Origin of the sequence: Aquabacterium sp. UBA2148, from assembly GCF_002328915.1 — a bacterium.
GTDB classification, from domain to species: Bacteria; Pseudomonadota; Gammaproteobacteria; order Burkholderiales; family Burkholderiaceae_C; genus Aquabacterium; species Aquabacterium parvum.
The window spans coordinates 2,901-3,167 of record NZ_DCXA01000187.1 but is presented as its reverse complement, the minus strand read 5'-3'; the positions used below and the strand labels follow the sequence as shown (position 1 = coordinate 3,167).

The 267-nt window shown below is 62.2% G+C and carries 1 pseudogene; it reads right to left on the bottom strand.

Going from position 1 to position 267, the window contains the following annotated elements:
- Nucleotides 1–56: 56 nt before the first annotated feature.
- A pseudogene (locus tag B2W70_RS10550) lies at nt 57–267 on the bottom strand (ZIP family metal transporter); the annotation flags it as partial.

The window sequence follows — 267 nt, the reverse complement described above, 5'->3', positions numbered from 1 at the left end:
ACCCCAGGTTCAAGGGGCGCGTCGCCCAAAACCCCTGCATGCCGGGGGGGGCAAAGTCAGTGTGCTTGATGGAGTCCGTTTACCAGCAAGGCGATCATGATCAGGCCCACGGCCAACCAGACCAGCTGCAGCACGGTGTCGCGCGCGGTCAAGCGCTTTTGCAATTGCGGGATCAGATCGGCCACCGCCACGTACACAAAGCTGCTCGCGGCGATCACCATCAGGTAAGGCAGCAAGTGCTGCCACGGCTCGATGAGGAAGTAGCCC